The 687-nt window shown below is 49.5% G+C and carries 2 tRNA genes and 1 rRNA gene; all 3 read left to right on the top strand.

The features are described from left to right. Positions 1–101 (top strand): 16S ribosomal RNA (locus ACFFJK_RS22350); the annotation flags it as partial. Positions 102–191: 90 nt separating this feature from the next. Next, positions 192–268, top strand: a tRNA-Ile gene (locus tag ACFFJK_RS22345). An 18-nt stretch (positions 269–286) separates the two neighbouring features. Then, a tRNA-Ala gene (locus ACFFJK_RS22340) sits at positions 287–362 on the top strand. Positions 363–687: the final 325 nt, after the last annotated feature.

The raw sequence follows: 687 nt of genomic DNA, 5'->3' as shown, positions 1-687 counted from the left end.
GCTTAACCGCAAGGAGGGCGCTTACCACGGTAGGATTCGTGACTGGGGTGAAGTCGTAACAAGGTAGCCGTATCGGAAGGTGCGGCTGGATCACCTCCTTTCTAGAGTAGCACCGAGCGAGTGTCAAAACTCAGCTCAACATCAAGCGTCCACGCTTATCGGCTGTTGCAGTAAAGAAGCGAAAACAGTTCGGGTCTGTAGCTCAGTCGGTTAGAGCACCGTGTTGATAACGCGGGGGTCGTTGGTTCGAATCCAACCAGACCCACCATGGTTATCAAGCCACACGGGGGGATTAGCTCAGCTGGGAGAGCACCTGCTTTGCAAGCAGGGGGTCGTCGGTTCGATCCCGTCATCCTCCACCATTCACTGGTTATGAAAGTGCAAACGTAAGCCCATCAATAATATTGATGAGTGGTTTAGGTTTGATCTTTTCGAGATCACTGTTTTTTCGTTCTTTAACAATCTGGAAGAAGTAAAGTTTTTTTAAGCGTGTGAGCGAGTCGGAAACGATGAGCGAGCACACTTAGGGTAGTAATCAAAGTATCAACAAACATGCAATGAAGCTGTACTCCTTGAACTATGACGTTCCCTGTTGTCAGCAGGGGCCAACGTTATAGGGACAAGCGAATAAGTGCACATGGTGGATGCCTTGGCGATTACAGGCGATGAAGGACGTAGTAGCTTGCG

Origin of the sequence: Massilia consociata (assembly GCF_042432755.1) — a bacterium.
In the GTDB taxonomy this organism is placed as follows: Bacteria; Pseudomonadota; Gammaproteobacteria; order Burkholderiales; family Burkholderiaceae_D; genus Telluria; species Telluria consociata.
The sequence above is the reverse complement of the archived record's forward strand: the minus strand, read 5'-3'. Positions and strand labels throughout refer to the sequence as shown.